General features: G+C 70.2%; 14 protein-coding genes. 7 read left to right on the top strand and 7 right to left on the bottom strand.

Annotated elements, in window-relative coordinates; all coding sequences use genetic code 11:
• Positions 1 to 367: 367 nt before the first annotated feature.
• Positions 368 to 880: a hypothetical protein gene (locus ASG87_RS13430; RefSeq protein WP_157511092.1), complete on the bottom strand. Its 513-nt coding sequence runs from the start codon at positions 878 to 880 to the stop codon at positions 368 to 370.
• 194 nt (positions 881 to 1,074) lie between these two features.
• On the opposite strand from ASG87_RS13430, the gene ASG87_RS13425 reads away from it, so the two are divergent.
• The 4 genes from ASG87_RS13425 (at position 1,075) to ASG87_RS13410 (ending at position 5,749) form a co-directional block, all read left to right on the top strand.
• The gene (locus ASG87_RS13425; protein WP_056005954.1) at positions 1,075 to 2,244 is read left to right on the top strand and encodes an acyl-CoA dehydrogenase family protein; all 1,170 of its coding nucleotides are present in this window, start codon (positions 1,075 to 1,077) and stop codon (positions 2,242 to 2,244) included.
• A gap of 142 nt (positions 2,245 to 2,386) precedes the next feature.
• Positions 2,387 to 2,929: a GNAT family N-acetyltransferase gene (locus ASG87_RS13420; RefSeq protein ID WP_056005951.1), complete on the top strand. Its 543-nt coding sequence runs from the start codon at positions 2,387 to 2,389 to the stop codon at positions 2,927 to 2,929.
• Entirely contained in the window at positions 2,926 to 3,432 is a 507-nt protein-coding gene (locus tag ASG87_RS13415) for a hypothetical protein (RefSeq protein ID WP_056005948.1), read from the top strand. The genes ASG87_RS13420 and ASG87_RS13415 overlap by 4 nt, the downstream gene beginning before the upstream one ends.
• A 43-nt stretch (positions 3,433 to 3,475) precedes the next feature.
• Positions 3,476 to 5,749, top strand: a complete 2,274-nt coding sequence (locus tag ASG87_RS13410) for a thiamine pyrophosphate-dependent enzyme (RefSeq protein WP_056005945.1) — start codon at positions 3,476 to 3,478, stop codon at positions 5,747 to 5,749.
• Between the two features lie 604 nt (positions 5,750 to 6,353).
• Here the strand turns inward: ASG87_RS13410 and ASG87_RS13405 are convergent.
• A complete protein-coding gene (locus ASG87_RS13405) occupies positions 6,354 to 8,120 on the bottom strand; it encodes a diguanylate cyclase (RefSeq protein ID WP_056005943.1) in 1,767 nt (588 codons plus the stop codon).
• A 282-nt stretch (positions 8,121 to 8,402) separates the two neighbouring features.
• Between ASG87_RS13405 and ASG87_RS13400 the strand changes: the two genes are divergently transcribed.
• Entirely contained in the window at positions 8,403 to 8,963 is a 561-nt protein-coding gene (locus tag ASG87_RS13400) for an NAD(P)H-dependent oxidoreductase (RefSeq protein WP_056005940.1), read from the top strand.
• A gap of 16 nt (positions 8,964 to 8,979) precedes the next feature.
• On the opposite strand, the gene ppk1 is transcribed toward ASG87_RS13400, so the two are convergent.
• Positions 8,980 to 11,151: a polyphosphate kinase 1 gene (gene ppk1 / locus ASG87_RS13395; RefSeq protein WP_056005936.1), complete on the bottom strand. Its 2,172-nt coding sequence runs from the start codon at positions 11,149 to 11,151 to the stop codon at positions 8,980 to 8,982.
• 168 nt (positions 11,152 to 11,319) lie between these two features.
• The gene (locus ASG87_RS13390; RefSeq protein WP_056005934.1) at positions 11,320 to 12,123 is read right to left on the bottom strand and encodes a helix-turn-helix transcriptional regulator; all 804 of its coding nucleotides are present in this window, start codon (positions 12,121 to 12,123) and stop codon (positions 11,320 to 11,322) included.
• 133 nt (positions 12,124 to 12,256) lie between these two features.
• Here ASG87_RS13390 and ASG87_RS13385 point away from each other — a divergent pair, with 133 nt between their 5' ends.
• Positions 12,257 to 13,510, top strand: coding sequence for an MFS transporter (locus ASG87_RS13385; protein ID WP_056005931.1), 1,254 nt, complete (start codon positions 12,257 to 12,259; stop codon positions 13,508 to 13,510).
• Between the two features lie 79 nt (positions 13,511 to 13,589).
• Complete coding sequence (locus ASG87_RS13380) at positions 13,590 to 14,345, top strand: Bax inhibitor-1/YccA family protein (RefSeq protein WP_056005928.1); 756 nt, start codon at positions 13,590 to 13,592, stop codon at positions 14,343 to 14,345.
• Between the two features lie 70 nt (positions 14,346 to 14,415).
• Here ASG87_RS13380 and murB read toward each other — a convergent pair whose 3' ends face one another.
• The 3 genes from murB to ASG87_RS13365 are packed head-to-tail and all read right to left on the bottom strand — an operon-like array spanning position 14,416 to position 17,263.
• Complete coding sequence (murB, locus tag ASG87_RS13375; RefSeq protein ID WP_056006520.1) at positions 14,416 to 15,444, bottom strand: UDP-N-acetylmuramate dehydrogenase; 1,029 nt, start codon at positions 15,442 to 15,444, stop codon at positions 14,416 to 14,418.
• Between the two features lie 10 nt (positions 15,445 to 15,454).
• Positions 15,455 to 16,492, bottom strand: coding sequence for a quinone-dependent dihydroorotate dehydrogenase (locus ASG87_RS13370; protein WP_056005925.1), 1,038 nt, complete (start codon positions 16,490 to 16,492; stop codon positions 15,455 to 15,457).
• 3 nt (positions 16,493 to 16,495) lie between these two features.
• Positions 16,496 to 17,263, bottom strand: coding sequence for a class I SAM-dependent methyltransferase (locus ASG87_RS13365; RefSeq protein WP_056005923.1), 768 nt, complete (start codon positions 17,261 to 17,263; stop codon positions 16,496 to 16,498).
• Position 17,264 lies beyond the last annotated feature (1 nt).

Raw genomic sequence — 17,264 nt, 5'->3', positions numbered from 1 at the left:
AGACGGATGACGACAGGCGCCATGGTCCCATAGCGGGCTGGTGGCGCCTATCGGGAGGTGGCGGTCAGAAGGCCTGCCTGGTCGAGTCGGCAGCCTCGCATCCGTCGGGAGGAGCGGTGACGTCACCCGTTTTCCGTCATCCGTCATCCGTCATCCGTCATCCGTCATTCCAGCGAAAGTTGGAATCCAGCGCCTTCGAACCATCACGTCGCCAAGGCACTGGATCCCAGCTTTCGCTGGGATGACGGGGAGGGGCTGGAATGGCGGGTGGAAGGGCTGGGATGACGGGAAGAGCTGGGATGACGGGAAGAGCTGGGATGACGGGAAGAGCTGGGGTGACGGGTGGAAGGCTGGGGTGTTCGGGGCGCTACAGACAATCGACCAGCCCGTCGTAGAGCGAGCGGCCGGTGCCGGGCAGCGGCGCATGCAGCGGCCGTGGGCCGGACAGGGCGGCCAGCAGGTCCTGGATGCGGGTCGGCCGGGCCAGCGGGCTGCGGCAGCGCCAGTGGCGGGCATCGACCAGCACGCGTCCGCGCTCGGGGTCGATCTCTTCGACGCTGCCCGCGAAGACCCAGACGCAGCGGCCGATCACGCCGCTGTGCTTCTCCACCGAGCAACGGTAGCTGAGCGACTGGATGTTGGCGTAATCGCCTTCGCAGAAGGTATCGCCGCAGACGTCGTCGAAGTTCCGCCGCAGGCGGTCCACCAGGGTGTACCAGGCTTCGATGTCGGCGTCGCCGGTCAGGTAGCTGGCGGCGTCGACGTATTCCGCGCGCAGCGGAGGCCTGGCGGCCGGGGCCGTGCTGACGCCGGTGGCGAGGGCGCCGGCGGTGGCGAGGAGGAGCGGCAGGCCGTGCAGGCCGGCGGGAACGAGGCGCATGGGGATCTCCTTGAGGGCGTCGTGGGGCTTCCGTGCCGCTGCCGCCGGGGCGGCGCGCGGTCCCCGGGATTCTCGGGGAGGTTCCGCTGCCGGCGGCAGCAGGCTTTGCCGATACCGCGCGTCGGCGCTGTCGGTGACCGTCGTCGTCGTCCCGGCTACAATCGATGGCTCGCCCGACTACCACGGAATCCCGCATGGCCGCTCGCCTCGATCCGCTCGATCTCTACGATGTCCGCTCGCTGCTCACCGACGAGGAGCGCATGGTGCAGGACACCGTCGGCCGCTTCGTCGACGAGAAGGTGCTGCCGATCATCGGCGACTGCTTCGACCAGGGCCGCTTCCCGAAGGAGCTGATCCCGGAGATCGCCAGCCTCGGCCTGCTCGGCGCGACGATTCCCGAGCAGTACGGCTGCGCCGGCATGAACGGAGTCAGCTACGGCCTGATCTGCCAGGAGTTGGAGCGCGGCGATTCGGGCCTGCGCAGCTTCGCCTCGGTGCAGAGCTCGCTGTGCATGTACCCGATCTACGCCTACGGCTCGGAAGAGCAGAAGCAGCAGTACCTGCCGAAGATGGCCGCCGGCGAGATCATCGGCTGCTTCGGCCTGACCGAACCGCACGGCGGTTCCGACCCGGCCAACATGAAGACCAACGCCAAAAAGGACGGCGGCGACTGGGTCATCAACGGCGCCAAGATGTGGATCACCAACGGCAACCTGGCGAACATCGCGATCGTGTGGGCGCAGACCGAGGACGGCATCCAGGGCTTCATCGTGCCGACCGACGCGAAGGGCTTCGCCGCGCAGGAAGTGCACAAGAAGATGAGCCTGCGCGCCTCGGTCACCAGCGCGCTGTTCTTCGACAACGTGCGCGTGCCGGAGGCCAGCCGCCTGCCCAACGTGAAGGGCCTCAAGGGTCCGCTGGGCTGCCTCACCCAGGCGCGCTACGGCATCACCTGGGGCCCGATCGGCGCAGCGCAGGCCTGCCTCAAGGAAGTGCTCGACTACACCCAGGAGCGCATCCTGTTCGGCCGCCCGCTGGCGTCCAACCAGGCGATCCAGCTGAAGCTGGCCGACATGGCCCGCCGCATCACCACCGCGCAGCTGCTGTCGCTGCAGCTGGGCCGCCTGAAGGACGCCGGCAAGATGCAGCCCACCCAGGTCTCGCTGGCGAAGTGGAACAACTGCCGCATGGCGATCGATATCGCGCGCCAGTGCCGCGACATCCTCGGCGGCGCCGGCATCACCACCGAGCACGGCGCGATCCGCCATGCGCTGAACCTGGAGTCGGTCATCACCTACGAAGGCACCGAGACGGTGCACGAGCTGGTGGTGGGGCGCGAGCTGACCGGCATCAACGCGTTCTGAAAACCGGCCTCGCGGCATCCCGCATGCCCGTCATTCCGGCGAAGGCCGGAATCCAGCGCCCCAAGGCCGGATCGACGCCGCTGGATCCCGGCCTTCGCCGGGATGACGTCGAGGTTGCCCAAACACTTTCGGTTGGAATCGCATGAGCTGGCAAGACATCCGTATCGAAACCGATCGCCTGATCCTGCGCCCGACCCGGGCGGAGGATTTCGAGGGCTGGGCCGCGTTGATGGGCGACGCGGAGAACTCGCGCCACATCGGCGGCCCGCAGCCGCGCCCGATGGCCTGGCGCGGGTTCCTCTCCATGGTGGGCGCCTGGGAGATCCAGGGCTATGCCATGTTCTCGGTGATCGAGAAGGCCAGCGGCCGCTGGATCGGCCGCCTCGGTCCCTGGCAGCCGGTGGGCTGGCCCGGCACCGAGGTGGGCTGGGGCATCCTGCGCGACGCCTGGGGCAAAGGCTATGCGACCGAGGGCGCGGCCGCCGCCATCGACTGGGCGTTCGACACGCTGGGCTGGACCGAGGTGATCCACACCATCGCGCCGGACAATCTTGCCTCGCAGCAGGTCGCCCGGCGGCTCGGTTCGAGCCTGCAGGGACCGGGCCGGCTGCCCGAGCCATTCCAGGACGAGGCCGTCGACGTGTGGGGCCAGAGCCGCGAAGCCTGGATGCGCCGCCGCGCATGAGCCACGTCCCGCCCGCGCTGTTCGTCGCGCTCGCCGAGCTGGTGCCCGAACTGCACGTGAACTGCGTCGAGCCGTGGTGCCTGATCGGCAGCGCCGCGGCGCGGCTGCTCGGCGCCGAGGTGAGCGTGGCGGACGTCGACGTGCTGGTCTCGCGCGCCGATGCCGACGCGCTGTCGGCGCAGTGGGCCGGCCGCCGCGACGACGCCCACGTACCCGCCGACGGCGACCGCTTCCGCTCGCGCTTCGCCCGCTTCCGCTTTCCCGGCATGCCGGTGGAGCTGATGGGCGGGCTGGAGCACGACGCGGGCGACGGCTGGCAGGCGGTGTCGCCCGGGCGGCTGGTGCTGGTCGGGCTGGAGGGCCTGGCGGTGCCGGTGCCTTCGCTGGACGACCAGGTCCGCATCTTCGAATCCTTCGGCCGCGACAAGGACCGCGTGCGTGCCGCCGCCCTGCGGCGGCTGCGCCGGCCGGCGTCCGTGCTGCCCATCGTTTCCTCTTCCTGACGGCCGCGCCGCGGCCGCTCCCCCGTACCGGTACGAATCCATCATGACCACCACCGCGCTTCCCATCGCCGCCCGCCACAAGGGCTTCAACCGCGCCGAGATCGTCGATCAGAACTTCACCGAGTTCGTGCAGATGTGGCAGGGCGACGCGCGCGCGAAGCCGCGCGACGACGCGCCGGTGCTGCCGGGCAGCGGGCTGGACGCGCGCGGCTTCCGCGAGCTGCTGGAATCGCAGTTGATCTCGCGCCACCTCGACCTGATGGCGCGCGTGCTGCGCGTGCAGAACAAGGTGTTCTACACCATCGGCTCGTCCGGCCACGAAGGCAACGCGATGATCGCGCGGCTCACCCGCCATACCGATCCGGCCTTCCTGCACTACCGCTCCGGCGGCTTCATGGCCGAGCGCTTCCGCAAGCTGCCCGGCATGGACCCGGTGATGGATTCGGCGCTGTCCTTCGCCGCCAGCGCGGAAGACCCGGCCTCCGGCGGCCGCCACAAGGTGTGGGGCTCCAGGCCGCTCTGGGTGCTGCCGCAGACCTCGACCATCGCCTCGCACCTGCCCAAGGCGCTGGGCACGGCGGTCGCCATCGACCACGCGCGGCGCATCGGCCATGCGCTGCCGATTCCCGACGACTCCATCGCGATCTGCTCGTTCGGCGACGCCTCCAGCAACCACGCCACCGCGCAGACCGCCTTCAACGCGGCCGCGTGGACGGCCTACCAGAAGCTGCCCGCGCCGGTGCTGTTCGTGTGCGAGGACAACGGCATCGGCATCTCGGTGAAGACGCCGACCGGCTGGGTGGCGAGCAATTTCCAGTCGCGCTCCAACCTCGACTACTTCTACGCCGACGGCCTCGACCTCGCCGAAGGCTACGCCCAGGTGCAGCGCGCGGTGGAGCATTGCCGCGCGACGCGCCGGCCGACCTTCCTGCACCTGCGCACCACCCGCATCATGGGCCACGCCGGCACCGACTTCGAGATCGAGTGGCGCAGCATCGAGGAACTGGTGGCGCTGGAGGCGACCGACCCGCTGCTGCGCTCGGCGGAAATCGCGCTGGAGTCGGGCCTGTATTCGAAGGACGAACTGCTCGCGCTGTACGAGTCCACCCGCAAGCGCTGCTTCGCCGCCGCCGAGGAAGCCGACCGCCGGCCCAAGCTCGAACGCCTGGACGACGTGATGGCGCCGCTGGCGCCGTACACGCCGGCCAAGGTGAAGGCCGAGGCCGAGCGCGCCGACTACGCCGACGCGCGGCTCAAGGCCTTCGGCGGCGAGGACAGGCTGCCCGAGAACCAGCCGCCGCGCCATCTCGCCATCCAGATCGGCCAGGCGCTGCACGACGTCATGGCGAAGTACCCCGAGTCGCTGCTGTTCGGCGAAGACGTGGCGCAGAAGGGCGGCGTCTACACGGTGACCAAGGGCCTGCACAAGGCGTTCCGGAACACCCGCGTGTTCAACACCCTGCTGGACGAGACGATCATCCTCGGCCTGGCCCAGGGCTACGCCAACATGGGCATGCTGCCGATCCCGGAGATCCAGTACCTGGCCTACTTCCACAACGCCTGCGACCAGATCCGCGGCGAGGCGGCCAGCCTGCAGTTCTTCTCCAACGACCAGTACCGCAACCCGCTGGTGATGCGCGTGGCCTCGCTGGGCTACCAGCGCGGCTTCGGCGGGCACTTCCACAACGACAACTCGATCGCCGCGCTGCGCGACATCCCGGGCCTCGTGGTCGGCTGCCCCAGCCGCGGCGACGACGCGGCCACCATGCTGCGCACGCTCACCGCCATGGCGAAGGTGGACGGGCGCGTGTGCGCCTTCCTCGAACCGATCGCGCTGTACATGGCCAAGGACCTGTACGAGGCCGGCGACGGCCAGTGGCAGTTCGCCTATCCCGCACCGGGCGAGGCGATGACGCTGGGCGAGGGCCGCGTCTACGACGAGAAGGCGGACGACCTGGTGGTGTTCACCTTCGGCAACGGCGTGCCGATGGCGCTGCGCGCCGCGCGCACCATCGAAGCGGAATTGAAGTGGAAGGTGCGCGTGGTCGACCTGCGCTGGCTGGCGCCGCTCAACGATGCCTTCATCGCGGCGCAGGCGAAGGACGCCAGGCGCATCATCGTGCTGGACGAGGGCCGCAAGAGCGCCGGCGTGGGCGAGGGCGTGATCGCCGCCATCGTCGAGGCGGGCTTCGGCGCCACGCCGCTGGAGCGCGTGGTGGGCGCCGACACCTTCACCCCGCTGGCCGGCGCCGCCTTCCTGGTGCTGCCGGGCGAGTCGGACGTGGTGGCAGCGGCGCGGCGGCTGGCCGGGGGGTGATCGCGCAAGCCGAGCGGGGTTCTCGGAGCCTGTTCACACCCTATCCGTCGTTCCAACCGCCCNCGTCGTCATTCCTGCGAACCCCGAAAAGGGGGCAAGAGCAGGAATCCAGTGACTTGATGCTCCAAAGCTCAAGGCACTGGATCCCAACTTGACCGGCCCTGCGACCGTTGAAAGCCGCTGGGATAGCGTTTCGTTCCACACAAGTCGGACGATGGTTTTCAGAGCCTATTCGCGGTCCATCCATCGCTCCCACCGCCTCGCCGTCATTCCTGCGAACCCCGAAAAGGGGGCAAGAGCAGGAATCCAGTGACTTGATATTCCAAAGCTCAAGGCACTGGATCCCAGCTTTCGCTGGGATGACGTTTCGTCCCGCGCCAATTGGACGGGGTTCTCAGGGCTTATTCGCTATCCACCCATCGATCCACCCGCCTCGTCGTCATTCCTGCGAAATCGGGAGGCGCTTTTCAACAGCCGAAGGGCTGGTCATCCAGTGACTTGATGCCCCAAAGCCCAACGATGCTGGATCCCGGCGCTTGCCCCTTTTCGGGGTTCGCTGGAATGACGTTTCGTCGAGAGATGCCCGGAGATCGTGAACAGGCGCTCAGGCTTCGGTGTCACCCTTGGCGGTGCGGCTGGTCCAGCGCTGGCGCGCCTCGTCGGCCGCCGGCCGGTGGTACGGCCGGGCGTGGTTGCGGCCGCCCAGCTTGGCCTGGTACATCGCCTGGTCGGCGCGTTCCACCAGGGCGTCCAGGCGGTCGTCCGGAAAGCGCATCGCCACGCCCACGCTCGCGCTGAGCATCAGGCCGAGGCCGTCCACCGGGATTTCCAGGCGGTGGATCCGCCGGCACAGCCGCGTGGCCACCTGCATCGCCTGTTCCAGCGTCGCGCGGCCGAGCATGGCGACGAATTCCTCGCCGCCGTAACGGCCGAGCAGGTCGTCCGGGCGCAGCTCGGTGCGCAGCGCGTCGGCCACCGCCACCAGCGCGCGGTCGCCGGCCGCGTGGCCCTGCTGGTCGTTGAGCTGCTTGAAGTGGTCGAGGTCGAGGAACAGCAGCGCCACGGGGCGCCCGTTGGCCCCGGCCAGCAGGTTCCCGGCGGCCTCGCTCCAGGCGCGCCGGTTGAACACGCCGGTGAGCGCATCGTTGTCCGCCAGACCGCGCACGGCGTCGCGGTCGCGCTGGCTGGTCAGGGCGCGGTCGGCCAGGCCCAGCGACAGCACGAGCGCCTCGAACGCCCCGGCCGCCACGCTGGCGTCGTTGAGCCAGGTCAGGCCGGGCAGGGCGCCGCTGACCTGGGCGCTGGACATCGCCGTCAGCGCCAGCAGCGGCGTCCAGCCGGCCAGGAAGAAACATGCCGGCCGCGAGCCGCGCGCGGCCGCGACGACGGCCGCCAGCAACAGCAGCAGGGTGCCGAGCATCAGCAACGGATTGACCAGGGTCTGCGCCGCCTCCACCAGCAGCGGAACCTGGCTGGCGCGCAGCGCCACCACCAGCGGCATGCCGATGCCGAGGGCCAGCACCGGCATCCGCAGCAGCGGCGCATGCCGGCGCAGGTCGCAGAAGCCGGCCATGAACAGCGAGGCGAACGCCACCGACAGGGCCACCGCGGCCGAGCCCACCAGCAGCCCGGACCCGGCCAGCCATTCGAGCTGCAGCGGATGGAACAGGTAGCCGGTCTGGATGCCCTGGACGACGACGTAGGAGGCGATGTAGCCGGCGTACCAGACGAAGGCGGCGTCGCGCAGGATCAGCGCAAAGCACAGCGCCATCAGCGCCATCGCCAGCATCACCGCGAAGCAGGCCGTGGCGAACACCAGCCAGCGCGCGTCCTCCCGTTGGAAGTCGTCGGCGGACAGCAGGCGAAAGCTGACCGGGGCGGCGATGGTCGGGCCGGGTTCGAACTTCAGCAGGATCGGAGCGGATGCCGACGCCTGCGCGCCGAGGGCGAAGGCCAGCCGCCCGTGTCCGTGCAGGTGGGCGCCGAAATCGTCCAGCGCGAGCGTCGCCGGCGGGCCGTCGCCGCCGTAGACGGTGACCCGGCCCAGCAGGGGCGGGTAGATCGTCAGCACGCGCTCCTCGCCCACCCACGGCGGCTGCGGCGCGATGACCGCCCAACTGCCCTGGCCCTCGTGCGGGAAACGATGCAGCAGGGCGGGGTCGAAGGGGGGCAGGCGGTCGTCGCGGAACTCCGCCAGCAGCCGGGCCGGCGTGTCGCCCGGCCGCGCCTCGCGCCAGCCGCCGGCCAGCGCGGTGCCCGGCGACGGCGCGGCCAGGGCCGGCCCGAGCGACAGCACGCACAGCAGCAGCGGTCCCAGGATGCGGACGATCCTGCGGCAAGCCCCTTCGTAGCGTGCAGCGAACGAAGCCATCCCCTGTACTCCCGCTGTCCGGCCGGGACGACGTGGGTTGCGCCGCGGCCGGGCTCCTTCCAGCCCAAGCCCCGCGCGATGGCGGGCCCTGGCTGCCATTCTGGCCGAATAATGTGATCGGGTGCACATTTTTTGACCGGTACCGATGGCGCAGGCCCGCCGGGTGCCGGCCGCCGCGACGGCGGTTCCATACGCGGAATTGCCGCCGCCGCGAGTAAGCTCGGCCAGCCGGTGGCAGCGGGTCGCACCGGGCCTGTCTTCACTTCTCAGGGAGCATCGAACATGGGCAAGTTCAAGGTGGCGGTATTGGTGGGCAGTCTGCGCAAGGAGTCGATCAACCGCCGGCTGGCGCGCGCGGTGGAGCGGCTGGCGCCGGACACGCTGGCGTTCGAGCACGTGCGCATCGACGACCTGCCGCTGTACGACCAGGATTTCGACGGCGACTACCCGGCCCAGGGCAAGCGGCTCAAGGCGCAGATCGAGGCCGCCGACGCGCTGCTGTTCGTCACGCCGGAGTACAACCGCTCGATCCCCGGCGTGCTGAAGAACGCGATCGACATCGCTTCGCGGCCCTGGGGCACCAATTCGTTCGCCGGCAAGCCGGGCGCGGTGATCGGCGCCTCGATCGGCGCCACCGGCAGCGCGCTGGCGCAGCAGCACCTGCGCAACGTGCTGGCCTATCTCGACGTGGCGGTGCTGGGGCAGCCGGAGGTCTTCATCAAGTTCAGCGACGGGCTGATCGAGGACGACGGCCGGATCGGCAACGAGGGCACGCAGAAATTCCTGCAGGGTTTCGTCGACCGCTACGTCGCCTGGATCGAAACGCACCGCAAGGCCGGCTGAGCCCCGGCAGGCAGGCTCAGGCCGCCGCGGCGCCCGTGCCGCAGAGTTTTTCCAGCAACTGCGCCTGGGCGCTGCGCGGAGCCTGCGAGCCCGTCGGATGCAGGCGCAGGTACTGGCCGTCCGGCTGCAGCAGCGAGGCATTGGTGTTGTCGGACAGGTACAGGTCCAGCTCCTTGCGGATGCGCTGCTGCAGCTTCTTGCCCTCGATGGGGAAGCCGGTCTCCACGCGGCGGTCCAGGTTGCGCTCCATCAGGTCGGCGCTGGCCAGGTAGACCTGCGGCTCGCCGTCGTTGGCGAACCAGTACACGCGGCTGTGCTCGAGGAAGCGCCCGATGATCGAGCGCACCCGGATGTTGTGCGAGACGCCCGGCACGCCGGGCCGCAGGCAGCACATGCCGCGCACGATCAGGTCGATCTTCGCGCCGGCCATGCTGGCCTTGTACAGCGCGCGGATCATCTTGGCGTCGGTGAGCGCGTTGATCTTCATGACGATCTGCGCCGGGCGGCCGGCCGCCGCGTGCGCCGCCTCGCGGGCGATCAGCTCAAGCAGGGACTTCTTCAGGGTGAAGGGGGCGTGCAGCAGCTTCTTCATCGGCAGCACCTTGCCCATGCCGGTGAGCTGGCTGAACAGCCGGTGCACGTCCTCGCACAGCACCTGGTCGGAGGTGAGCAGGCTGTAGTCGGTGTACAGGCGCGCGTTGCCGGTGTGGTAGTTGCCGGTGCCCAGGTGGGCATAGCGCACCAGCTCGCTGCCTTCGCGGCGCTGGATCAGCATCAGCTTGGCATGCGTCTTCACGCCGACCACGCCGTAGATCACCACCGCGCCGGCCGCCTGCAGGCGCGAGGCGAGGCTGAGGTTGGACTCCTCGTCGAAGCGCGCGCGCAGCTCGACCACCACGGTCACTTCCTTGCCGGCGCGCGCGGCGTCGACCAGGGCATCGACGATCTCCGAGTTGGCGCCGCTGCGGTACAGCGTCTGCTTGATCGTCACCACGCCGGCGTCCTTCGCCGCCTGGCGCAGCAGGTCGACCACCGGCGCGAACGATTCGTACGGGTGCAGCAGCAGGATGTCCTGCCGGCCGATCACCTGGAACAGGTCCTCGGACTTCTTCAGCGCCTTGGGCAGGGCGGGGGTGAACGGCTGGTACTGCAACTGCGGGAAGTTCGCCTGCCCGGCGATCGAGAACAGCCGCGCCAGGTTGACCGGGCCGTTCACCTCGTAGAGCTCGGCGGCGGTGAGGCCGAAGCGCGCGAGCAGGTAGTCGATCAGGTCCTTCGGGCAGTTGTCCGCCACCTCCAGCCGCACCGCGTCGCCGAAGCGCCGCGAGGACAGCTCGCCGCGCAGGGCCAGCGCGAGGTCCTCGACGTCTTCCGGGTCGATCGTGAGGTCGGCGTTGCGGGTCAGACGGAACTGGTAGCAGCCGAGCACCTTCATGCCCGGGAACAGCTCCTCGGCGTGCGCGTGGATGATCGAGGTGAGCAGCACGTAGTTGTCGCCGCCGTCGCAGATCTCCGCCGGCAGCGGGATCAGCCGCGGCAGCACGCGCGGCGCCGGCACGATCGCCAGGCCCGAGTCGCGGCCGAACGCGTCCACGCCTTCCAGCCGCACGATGAAGTTGAGGCTCTTGTTGACCAGCAGCGGGAACGGGTGGGTGGGATCGAGCCCGATCGGGGTGATCAGCGGCGCGACCTCGTGGCGAAAGTGGCGGCGCACCCACAGTTTCTGCTTCTGCGTCCACTCGCCGCGGCGCACGATGCGGATGCCGTGCGCGTGCAGCTCCGGCAGGATGCGCTCGTTGAGGATCGCGTACTGCCGCTCGATCTGCCGGTGCGCGATCTCGCTGATCTCGGCCAGCACGCGCTTGGGCGCCAGCCCATCCTGGCCGAGCAGCTCGTGGTCGAACGCGATCTGGCTCTTCAGCCCGGCCACGCGGATCTCGAAGTACTCGTCCATGTTGCGCGAGAAGATCAGCAGGAACTTCAGCCGTTCCAGCAGCGGCGTGCGCTCGTCCAGAGCCTGGTCGAGCACGCGGATGTTGAACTGCAACTGCGACAGCTCGCGGTTGATGTACAGCGCGCTGTCGCCCAGGTCGGGCGCGGCGACGGCCGGGACGCCGTCGCCGGCGGCCGGGGCCGCTGCCGGGGCGGGATCGTTGAGAGCGGAGGTGGCGTCGTCGCGGTTGCTCATCGATGCGCGGTCCTGGTGTGGACGGATTGATCTGGACGGATTGGCGTGGATGGATTGGCGTGGATGGATTGGCGTGGACGGGCAAGGCAGCGCCGGCGGCGGCCGCGGTGCCCGTCATCGTTCCGACATCTTGCTGCATGGCCTTGACAGGCGCATGACAGGAGTGGGCTACGGCGCCGGCGGCGGCAGGCGCCGTTCGCGCGGCGTCAGGTAATGGCTGGGCGCCGCGCCGAGCACGCGGCGGAACGCCGCGGTGAACGCGCTGGCGCTGCTGTAGCCCAGCTCCACCGCCACCTGGGTGACCGGCTCGCCGCGGCCCAGCCGGTTCAGCGCCGCCAGCAGGCAGGCCTGCTGGCGCCAGGCGCTGAAGCTCATCCCGGTCTCCTGGCGGAACAGCCGGGTGAAGCTGCGCCGGCTCATGCCGGCCTTGTGCGCCATGGTGTCGATGTCGATCTCCAGCGCGGGCGCGTCCATCAGCGCGCGGCACAGCCGGGTCAGGCGCGGGTCGCGCGGCAGCGGCGTGTTCAGCGCGAGCGCGGGCATCGTGGCGATCTCGTCCAGCAGCAGCGCCATCACCCGGCCGTCGCGGCCGTCCAGCGCGTATTCCGCCGGCAGGTCGACCGCCTCCAGCAGCAGTGCGTGCAGCAGCAGGGAGACGCCGATGACGCGACAACCCTGGGGCAGGCGCGCCATGGCGGCGGCCTCGCGGCGCACGTAGGCACTGCGGGTGGAGACCGCCCCGCTCATGTGCACCTCGTGCGCGACGCCCGGCGGGATCCACAGCGCGCGCCGCGGCGGCACCACCCAACTGCCGGCGTCGGTGATCACCGTGACCACGCCGGTGGCGGCGTACAGCAACTGGCCGCGCTTGTGCGCATGGCGCGGCAGCACGTAGTGCGGCGGGTAGTCGTTGCCGGTGAGGACGACGTCGCGCGGCGTGTCTTCGTAGTGGGTGACGCGGGTATTGCGCATGGGCGTTGGCCCGGATTCGACGGAATTTGACCCGCTGGTGCATGCGGGCCGACAGCGACCACTCTAGAGTGACGCTCCCGGCGGCGCAATGCGGCCGTCGTCCCCATTCCCCACAAGCTTAAGAGAGTGCTGCATGAATACCCGCGTCGACGAGGCGAGCCTGGCCCACCTGGCGGCCGACGAGCCCGCGGCTGCGCCGGCCGCGCACCGCGAAGGCACGGCCTACGGCGTGCTGGGTGCGATCAGCTTTTCGCACCTGCTCAACGACATGATCCAGTCGCTGATCCTGGCGATCTACCCGATCCTCAAGGGCGACTTCCACCTCAGCTTCGGCCAGGTCGGCCTGATCACGCTGACCTACCAGCTCACCGCCTCGCTGCTGCAGCCGCTGGTGGGCATGGTCACCGACCGCAAGCCGATGCCGTACTCGCTGCCGGTCGGCATGGGCTTCACCCTGGCCGGCCTGCTGCTGCTCGCCGTCGCCCCGAACTTCCCGGTCCTGCTGCTGGCGGCGGCGCTGGTGGGCACCGGCTCGTCGGTGTTCCATCCGGAGTCCTCGCGGGTGGCGCGGCTGGCCTCCGGCGGGCGGCACGGGCTGGCGCAGTCGCTGTTCCAGGTGGGCGGCAACACCGGCTCCTCGCTGGGGCCGCTGCTGGCGGCGTGGATCATCGTGCCGCACGGCCGCGGCAGCGTGGCGTGGTTCTCGCTGGCCGCCCTGGTGGCGATCGTGGTGCTGCTGCAGGTGGGCCGCTGGTACCGCGTGCATCGCGTCAGCCGCGCCGGCGCGCGCGCCGGGCACGCGGCCATCGCGCTGTCGCGCAACCAGGTCGTGGGCTCGCTGCTGATCCTGGGCCTGCTGATCTTCTCCAAGTACTTCTACCTGGCCAGCCTGAGCAGCTACTTCACCTTCTACCTGATCCACAAGTTCGGCGTGAGCGTACAGAGCGCGCAGACGCATCTGTTCGTGTTCCTTTTCGCGGTGGCCGCCGGCTCGCTGATCGGCGGCCCGGTAGGCGACCGGATCGGGCGCAAGTGGGTGATCTGGGTGTCGATCCTCGGCGTGGCGCCGTTCACCCTGCTGCTGCCGCACGCCAACCTGTTCTGGACCGGCGTGCTCACCGTGGTGATCGGGCTGGTGCTGTCCTCGGCGTTCTCGGCGATCCTGGTCTATGCGCAGGAGCTGATCCCGGGCCGGGTCGGCATGATCTCCGGGCTGTTCTTCGGCTTCGCCTTCGGCATGGGCGGCATCGGCGCGGCGGTGCTTGGCCACGTCGCCGACCTGTACGGCATCGACTACGTCTACCGCCTGTGCGCCTATCTGCCGCTGATCGGCGTGATCACGGTGTTCCTGCCGAATTTGGAGCGGCCGCGGCGCGCCACGGCCTGACGCAGCGGCGCATGCCGGGTTAGCATGGCGCCAGGCTGGCCGCGCAGGCGCTGCGCGCAGCGATTCCAGGGAGCATTCCATGCGTTCAGGCAATCCGGTGCTGCAGGGCAAGACTTTCCAGGGGCCGTTCGCCGTGGGCGAGCGCATGACGATGAACGGCACCGTCGCCAAGACCGGCCTGCTGCTGTTGCTGGCGGTGGTGACCGGCGGCTGGACCTGGCACCGGTTCGGCGCGGCCGCTGCCGCAGGCGACCTCGCCGCCGCGCTGGCGGCGGTGACGCCGTTCCTGTGGGGCGGCCTGATCGCCGGCTTCGTGCTGGCGCTCGCCACCTCGTTCATGCCGCGCTGGGCCGGCATCACCGCGCCGCTGTATGCGATCGCCGAGGGCTTCGCCCTGGGCGGCCTCTCGGCGGTGATGGAGCTGCGCTATCCGGGCATCGTGTTGCAGGCGGTGATGCTGACCGTCGGCGTGCTGGCGGTGATGCTGCTGCTCTACCGCAGCGGCGCGATCAAGGTGACCGACAGGTTCCGCATGGGCGTGGTCGCCGCCACCGGCGCGATCGCCTTGCTGTACCTGGTCGACATCGGCCTGCGCGCCTTCACCAGCATCCGGCTTCCCTTCATCCACGAGTCCGGCGCGCTGGGCATTGGGTTCAGCCTGCTGGTGGTGGGGCTGGCCGCGCTCAACCTGGTGCTGGACTTCGACCTGATCGACCGCGGCACGCAGCAGGGCGCACCGAAGTACATGGAATGGTATGGCGCGTTCGCGCTGATGGTGACCCTGGTGTGGCTGTACCTGGAGCTGCTGCGGCTGTTGTCCAAGGCACGGCGCTGACCCGTAGCCGCCGCAGGTGCGAAAAGGCCGGCGCGATGCCGGCCTTTTCATCGGGGCGGCATGGGCGCAGTCAGTCCGTGCCGATCACCACGGGTTCCGGTTCCAGCCGCACGCCGAACATGGCGATGACGCCATCGATCACCCGCCGCGCCAGCGCCCACAACTGCGGGCCGCTGGCGTGGCCGTGGTTGACCAGCACCAGCGCGTGGCGGTTGGAGATGCCGGCGTCGCCTTCGCGCAGGCCCTTGAAGCCGGCGGCTTCGATCAGCCAGGCGGCGGAGAGTTTCCAGCGGCCGTCGGCGCCGGGCCAGGCGACCAGTTCCGGATGCGCGCGCCTGAGCGCCTCGCCGGTGGCGGCATCGACCAGCGGGTTCTTGAAGAAGCTGCCGGCGTTGCCGATCACCGCGGGGTCGGGCAGCTTGCGCGTGCGCAGGTGCACCACTGCCTCGGCGACGTGGAACGGCGCCGGCCTGTCCACGCCCATGCGCGCCAGTTCCTCGCGGATGCCGGCGTAATCGAGCTTCAGCTCGTGCGTGCGGGGCAGGGCGAAGCGCACGGCGGTGACGATGTAGCGGCCCGGCTCGCGCTTGAACACGGAGTCGCGGTAGCCGAACGCGCAGGCGGCGCGGCCAAGGGTCGCCACGCGGCCCTCGCGGGTGTCCCACGCTTCCACGCTCTCGATGAATTCGGCGACCTCGGTGCCGTAGGCGCCGATGTTCTGGATCGGCGCGGCGCCCACCGTGCCGGGGATCAGGATCAGGTTCTCCAGGCCGGCGTAGCCCTGGCCCAGGGTCCAGCGCACGAAGTCGTCCCAGCGTTCGCCGGCGGCGACCGCGATGCGTGCGACATCGCCGTCCTGCTCCACATGGACGCCGCGCGTATGCATCGCCAGCACGGTGCCGTCGAAGTCGCCGGTGAACAGCAGGTTGCTGCCTTCGCCCAGCACCAGCAGCCGGCCCTCGCGCACGGCGGGGAAGTCGAGCAGTTCGGGCAGCCTGGCCGCGTCGCGGATCTCGGCCAGCAGCTTCGCGCGCGCATCGACGCGCAGCGTGTTGCGCGAAACCAGCGAGGCGTTCTCGATCAGCGTGTAGCCGCCCATGTCGATGCGCTCAGCGTGCATCGGCGGCCCCGCGCTGGCGGCGGATCTCGTTGACGCATTCGGCGACCAGTTGCGGGCCGCGGTAGACCAGGCCCGAATAGAGTTGCACCAGCGCGGCGCCGGCGTCGAGCTTCTCCGCCGCGTCGCTGCCCTCCAGGATGCCGCCCACGCCGACGATGGCGACGCGGCCCTGCAGCCGCGCGCGCATGCCGCGGACTACCGCGGTGGAGCGCTCGCACAGCGGCTTGCCGGACAGGCCGCCGGCCTCGCCGCCGTGCGGGTCGCCGGCGACGGCCGTGCGGTCGATGGTGGTGTTGGTGCAGATCACGCCGTCGACGCCGGCGGCCAGCAGCACCTCGGCGATGGCGTCCAGCTCGGCCTCGGCGAGGTCGGGTGCGATCTTCAGCAGCATCGGCTTGCGCGCGCCCGCCTGCGAGCCCAGCCGCTCCTGCGCCTCGCGCAGGGTCTCGATGAAGCGGCGCAGGGTGGCTTCCTGCTGCAGGTCGCGCAGGCCCTGGGTGTTGGGCGAGGAGATGTTCACCGTGACGTAGCCGGCGTGCGGGTAGACCCGTTCCAGGCAGAACAGGTAATCGTCCACCGCCTTCTCGTTCGGGGTGTCCTTGTTCTTGCCGATGTTGATGCCGAGCACGCCGCGGTAGCCGGAACGCTGCACGTTGCGCACCAGCGCATCGACGCCGGCGTTGTTGAAGCCCATGCGGTTGATGACCGCCTCGTGCGCGGGCAGGCGGAACATGCGCGGCCGGTCGTTGCCGGGCTGCGGCCGCGGCGTCACGGTGCCGACCTCGACGAAGCCGAAGCCGAGCGCGCCCAGTGCGTCGAGGTGGTCGGCGTTCTTGTCCAGGCCGGCGGCGAGGCCGACCGGGTTGGGGAAGCGAATGCCGAACGCGGTGACCGGGACGTCGTCCGGCGGCACGGCGACGAACCGGCCGAGGCCGCTGCGGTGGGCCACGCCCAGCCCGTACAGCGTCAGGCGGTGCGCGGTTTCGGCGTCGAGCGCGAACAGCAGGGGGCGCAGGAGTTCGTACATGGATCAGTCCATCGTGCCCACGAAGATGCGGGTGTCGTAGTCGAAGCTTATCGTGCCGTCCGCCGCGCATGCCTCGAACAGTTCGCGCAGCGCCTGCATCATCGGCTCGTGGTTGGGGTGGCCTTCCCTGGGCGCGTACGAGGAGGACAGCAGGCGGCCGCCCAGCGCATCGAAATCCAGCCGCTGCGCGTGCGGGAAGCTGGCCGCGGCGCGGAAGCCGGCGCCGAACCATGCGCGCATCATCGCGTCGTCGGCGTAGCGTTCGGCGACGCTGCTGTAGTCGGTGCCGTAGCGCAGCAGCAGGGCCTCGTAGCCTTGCAGGAACGGCGTGCCGACCAGGCGCCGGCTGTTCCAGTAGATCGCGGCGAGCCTGCCGGGGCGCAGGATGCGCCGGAACTCGCGCCGCGCGGCCGCCGGGTCGAACCAGTGGAACGCCTGCGCCACCGAGACCAGGTCCACGCTGGCGTCGGCCAGGCCGGTGGCGTCGGCGCGACCGTCGACGGCGCGGAAGCGCTCGTTGCCGCCCAGCCACTGCACGGCCGCCGCGCGCATCGGCGCGTTCGGTTCCACCGCGGTCACCCGGTGGCCGGCGTCGAGGAACATCTTGCTGGAGATGCCGGTGCCGGCGCCGACGTCGGCGACTTCCCAACCGGCGACGACGCCGTGTTCGTCGCGCAGCCAGGCCGGCAGCGCGGGCGGGTAGTCGGGCCGGTAGCGCACGTAGTCGGCGACGCGGTCGCTGAAGCGTTCGGTGGAGTCGGTCTTGTTCATG

Source organism: Frateuria sp. Soil773, assembly GCF_001428405.1.
In the GTDB taxonomy this organism is placed as follows: Bacteria; Pseudomonadota; Gammaproteobacteria; order Xanthomonadales; family Rhodanobacteraceae; genus LMSL01.
Note: the sequence above shows the minus strand (reverse complement) of the source record. Positions and strands in the feature narration are given on the sequence as shown.

Coding starts and splice junctions, on each gene's coding strand:
- ASG87_RS13430 (WP_157511092.1), bottom strand. CDS start 880: ATGCGCCTCGTTCCCGCCGGCCTGCACGGCCTGCCGCTCCTCCTCGCC.
- ASG87_RS13425 (WP_056005954.1), top strand. CDS start 1,075: ATGGCCGCTCGCCTCGATCCGCTCGATCTCTACGATGTCCGCTCGCTG.
- ASG87_RS13420 (WP_056005951.1), top strand. CDS start 2,387: ATGAGCTGGCAAGACATCCGTATCGAAACCGATCGCCTGATCCTGCGC.
- ASG87_RS13415 (WP_056005948.1), top strand. CDS start 2,926: ATGAGCCACGTCCCGCCCGCGCTGTTCGTCGCGCTCGCCGAGCTGGTG.
- ASG87_RS13410 (WP_056005945.1), top strand. CDS start 3,476: ATGACCACCACCGCGCTTCCCATCGCCGCCCGCCACAAGGGCTTCAAC.
- ASG87_RS13405 (WP_056005943.1), bottom strand. CDS start 8,120: ATGGCTTCGTTCGCTGCACGCTACGAAGGGGCTTGCCGCAGGATCGTC.
- ASG87_RS13400 (WP_056005940.1), top strand. CDS start 8,403: ATGGGCAAGTTCAAGGTGGCGGTATTGGTGGGCAGTCTGCGCAAGGAG.
- ppk1 (WP_056005936.1), bottom strand. CDS start 11,151: ATGAGCAACCGCGACGACGCCACCTCCGCTCTCAACGATCCCGCCCCG.
- ASG87_RS13390 (WP_056005934.1), bottom strand. CDS start 12,123: ATGCGCAATACCCGCGTCACCCACTACGAAGACACGCCGCGCGACGTC.
- ASG87_RS13385 (WP_056005931.1), top strand. CDS start 12,257: ATGAATACCCGCGTCGACGAGGCGAGCCTGGCCCACCTGGCGGCCGAC.
- ASG87_RS13380 (WP_056005928.1), top strand. CDS start 13,590: ATGCGTTCAGGCAATCCGGTGCTGCAGGGCAAGACTTTCCAGGGGCCG.
- murB (WP_056006520.1), bottom strand. CDS start 15,444: ATGGGCGGCTACACGCTGATCGAGAACGCCTCGCTGGTTTCGCGCAAC.
- ASG87_RS13370 (WP_056005925.1), bottom strand. CDS start 16,492: ATGTACGAACTCCTGCGCCCCCTGCTGTTCGCGCTCGACGCCGAAACC.
- ASG87_RS13365 (WP_056005923.1), bottom strand. CDS start 17,263: ATGAACAAGACCGACTCCACCGAACGCTTCAGCGACCGCGTCGCCGAC.